4 protein-coding genes are annotated in these 3,652 nt (G+C 75.9%); all 4 read right to left on the bottom strand.

The window, feature by feature from the left end; genetic code table 11:
• Positions 1-25 precede the first annotated feature (25 nt).
• Positions 26-1,039 (bottom strand): ADP-ribosylglycohydrolase family protein, encoded by a 1,014-nt coding sequence (locus tag C1I99_RS30375; protein WP_111137598.1) that lies wholly within the window; start codon positions 1,037-1,039, stop codon positions 26-28.
• Positions 1,040-1,106: 67 nt separating this feature from the next.
• Positions 1,107-1,475: a VOC family protein gene (locus tag C1I99_RS30370; protein WP_199562450.1), complete on the bottom strand. Its 369-nt coding sequence runs from the start codon at positions 1,473-1,475 to the stop codon at positions 1,107-1,109.
• A gap of 38 nt (positions 1,476-1,513) precedes the next feature.
• Positions 1,514-2,518: a uroporphyrinogen decarboxylase/cobalamine-independent methonine synthase family protein gene (locus C1I99_RS30365; RefSeq protein ID WP_111137596.1), complete on the bottom strand. Its 1,005-nt coding sequence runs from the start codon at positions 2,516-2,518 to the stop codon at positions 1,514-1,516.
• Positions 2,519-2,545: 27 nt separating this feature from the next.
• A complete protein-coding gene (gene mnmA, locus C1I99_RS30360) occupies positions 2,546-3,619 on the bottom strand; it encodes a tRNA 2-thiouridine(34) synthase MnmA (protein ID WP_111137599.1) in 1,074 nt (357 codons plus the stop codon).
• Positions 3,620-3,652 lie beyond the last annotated feature (33 nt).

The following is a 3,652-nucleotide window of genomic DNA, read 5'->3' as shown; positions in this document are numbered from 1 at the left end:
GGGTGAAGGTGGGAGTTGGGGTGGGTCAGTCCCAGGTTCGGGCGAGGGTGGCGAGCTGGTCGGCGTACTCGATGCGGGTGGCCCAGGGGGCCGGCCAGGCGGGCATGCCGTAGGCGGCGCCGAGGAAGGCGCCGGTCAGCGCGGCGATCGAGTCGGAGTCGCCGGCGGTGGTCGCGCCCCGGGCCAGCGCGGCGACCGGGTCGTCGGCGTGCCGGATGGCACAGAACAGCGCGGTGGCCAGCGCCTCCTCGGCGACCCAGCCCTCCCCGGTGCGCCGGCACGGGTCGCCGCCGTCGTCCGGGCCGGTCACCGCGGCCGCCAGCCGGTCGAGGACGGCGAGACACTCGTCCCAGCCCTGGGCGATGAACTCCTCCGGCGTCGCCGCGCCGGGACGCTTCCAGAGGTCACCGAGCCAGTCGGACCGGTAGACCCGGCGCTGCTCGCGGGCCCGCTCGGCGAGCAGCGCCGGCAGCTGGGCCGGTGCCGCGCCGTCGCGCAGCAGCCGCACCGTGTACGCGGTCAGCTCGCTGGCCGCCAGGCCGGTCGGGTGGCCGTGGGTGAGGCCCGCCTGGAGCTGGGCCAGCCCGGCGAGAATGTCCAGGTCGACGTCGAGCAGGCCGACCGGGGTGACCCGCATGTTGGCGCCGCAGCCCTTCGAACCGGCCACGGTCGCCTCCTGCCAGCGCACCCCCCGGCCCAGCTCGGCGCAGGCGCGCAGGCACGTCATCCCCGGCGCGCGGTTGTTCTCCGGGCTGACCGCCCAGTCGAGGAAACGCTGTCGCAGCAGCGGCTCGACCACCGCCGGGGTGAGGCTGGCGGCGTCGTGCAGCGCCCAGCCGACCGCGAGGGCCAGCTGGGTGTCGTCGGTGACCAGCGCCGGATCGCCGGTCAGCTCGCGGGGGCCGCCCGGACCGTACCGCTGGACGATCTCGGCGACGGTCAGGAACTCGGTGGGCCTGCCCAGCGCGTCGCCGTAGGCGAGGCCGAAGAGCGAGCCGGCGGCCCGCCGGAGCGAAGAGTCGATCACGGAGGTGATCATGCCGGCCAGACGCAACCCGCGCCACGCCCGGGACCCGCCGCGCGACCGGGGCCGCCGCGCGGACCGGTCAGTCCCAGCAGAGGCAGAACGGGTGGCCGGCCGGGTCGGCGTAGACCCGGAAGCCGTCGCCCTCGCCGGGCAACCGTCGGGCACCGAGTGCGAGCGCCGCCTGCTCGGCGGCCTCGATGTCGTCGACCGTCACGTCGAGGTGGAACTGCTGCGGCCGCTCCGGGTCGGGCCACCGCGGTTCCCGCAGGTCGGGCGCCTTCTGAAAGGCCAGTCGCGGCTGGTGCCCCGGCGCGCCGCCGAGCACCACCCAGTCGTCGCCGTCGGAATTGTCCTCGATGAGGGGCAGGCCGAGCAGCTCGGCGTAGAACCCGGCCAGGGCCCGCGGATCCGGGCAGTCGACCACCACAGAACGGAGCTGTCCAATCATGCCGGCCATTGTGCCCGGCGGGTACGACGGGTAAGCCCTCACTCCTCGGCGAGCCGCCGCCCGGCGTCCCGGCAGGCGGTGAGCACCGCGCGGGCGTACCGCCCGGTGGCGGTGGCCAGCCCGCAGGCCGGGGTGACCACCACCTGCTCGGCCAGCCGGCGGCGGGGAAAGCCGAGGCGGTCCCAGAGTTGGCGTACCCGGTCGGCGACCTCGGCCGAGGTCGGCGTGCGGCCCTGCGCCGGCGGCCGGGTCGGTGCGGCGCCGGCCAGCAGCCCGAGCCCGGCGTCGATCGCCTCGCCCAGCGGGTCCAGGTCGGTGACGAGCGAGACGTCGAGGGCCACGCCCACGGCGCCGGCCGAGCGGATCACCTCCAGCGGCACGTCCGGCGCGCAGCAGTGCACCACGGTCGGCACCCCGGCCGCCTCGATCACCGTGCGCAGCAGCGACCCGGCGACGCCCGGCTCGACCGCCCGGTAGGTGCCGAACCCGCTCTCGGTCGGCACCCGCCCGGCCAGCACCGCCGGCAGCGACGGCTCGTCCAGCTGGAGCAGCACCGAGGCGCGCGGCAGCCGGCGGGTGACCTCCGCGACGTGCCGGCGCAGCCCCTCGGCGAGGGAGCCGGTGAGGTCACGCACCGCCCCGGGGTCGCGCACCATTCGGCCGCCGATCGGCAGCTCCACCGAGGCGGCCAGGGTGAACGGGCCGCCGGCCTGGATCTTGATCACCCCGGCGTACTCCTCGGCCTGCTCGGCCAGCTGGTCGAGGTCGCGTTCCATCAGGTCGCGGGCCCGGCGCAGGTCCCGGCCCGGGCGCGGCGCGATCCGCCAGCGGGCCGCGTACAGCTCCACCGGCAGCTCGACCAGCAGGCCGGCGGTCCGGCCGATGAGGTCGGCGCCCGGACCCCGCGCCGGCAGTTCGGGCAGGTGCGGCAGCGCGGGCAGCTCACCGAGGACCATCCGCTGCGCCTCGGCGATGTCGGTGCCGGGCAGCGAGCCGATACCGGTCGCCGCCCCGGTAGGCCAGGGCCAGGGTTGATCAGTCACGGCCGAAGGGTATCCGCTGCGCCGGTGTCAGCCGGCGATGGTGGCGGAACCGAGCACGATGTCGCCGGCCGGATCCGGCCGGTACGCGACGATCGCCTGGCCGGCGGCCACGCCGCGCACCGGGCGGCGCAGCTCGGCGTGCAGGGTGTCGCCGTCCAGCGCCACGGTGGCGGGCGCCACGTCGCCGTGCGCCCGCAACTGCACCTCGCACTCGAGCGGGGCGTCGGGGCGCGGGCCGCCCGTCCAGACCGGACGCTCGGCGCGGACCCGGGAGACCTCCAGCGCCTCGGCGGGGCCGACGGTGACCGTGTTGGTCGTCGGCGTGATGGACAGGACGTAGCGCGGGCGGCCGTCCGGGGCCGGGCGGTCCAGGTGCAGGCCCCGCCGCTGGCCTACGGTGTAGGCGTAGGCACCGGTGTGGCTGCCGACCACGGTGCCGGTGGTGGCGTCGACCACGTCACCGGGCGTCTCGCCGAGCCGCTGGGCGAGGAAGCCGCGGGTGTCCCCGTCGGCGATGAAGCAGATGTCGTGCGAGTCGGGCTTGTCGGCCACCGCGAGGCCACGGCGGGCGGCCTCCTCGCGTACCTGCGCCTTGGTCGAGTCGCCGAGCGGGAAGATCGACCGGTCCAGCTGCTCGCGGGTGAGCACCGCCAGCACGTACGACTGGTCCTTGGCCGCGTCGACGCTGCGGCGCAGCAGACCGTCGGCACCGAGCCGGGCGTGGTGGCCGGTGACCACCGCGTCGAAGCCCAGGGCCACGGCCCGGTCCAGCACCGCGGCGAACTTGATCTTCTCATTGCAACGCAGGCACGGATTGGGGGTACGACCGGCCGCGTACTCGGCGACGAAATCGTCCACCACGTCGGCGTGGAACCGGTCGGCCATGTCCCAGACGTAGAACGGGATGCCGATCACGTCGGCGGCCCGCCGGGCGTCCCGGGAGTCCTCCAGGGTGCAGCAGCCGCGCGCCCCGGTGCGGTAGGTCTGCGGGTTACGCGCCAGCGCCAGGTGCACGCCCGTCACGTCGTGCCCCGCCTCCACGGCCCGCGCCGCCGCCACGGCGGAGTCGACTCCGCCGGACATCGCCGCCAACACCCTCACCGCCACACCTCCCTCACCCACCGAGCCTATCCC

Source organism: Micromonospora deserti, from assembly GCF_003236335.1.
GTDB lineage: Bacteria > Actinomycetota > Actinomycetes > Mycobacteriales > Micromonosporaceae > Micromonospora > Micromonospora deserti.
The sequence above is the reverse complement of the archived record's forward strand: the minus strand, read 5'-3'. Positions and strand labels throughout refer to the sequence as shown.

Excerpts from the sequence above, each read along its gene's own strand:
- C1I99_RS30375 (WP_111137598.1), bottom strand. The coding sequence starts at position 1,039 with ATGATCACCTCCGTGATCGACTCTTCGCTCCGGCGGGCCGCCGGCTCG.
- C1I99_RS30370 (WP_199562450.1), bottom strand. The coding sequence starts at position 1,475 with ATGATTGGACAGCTCCGTTCTGTGGTGGTCGACTGCCCGGATCCGCGG.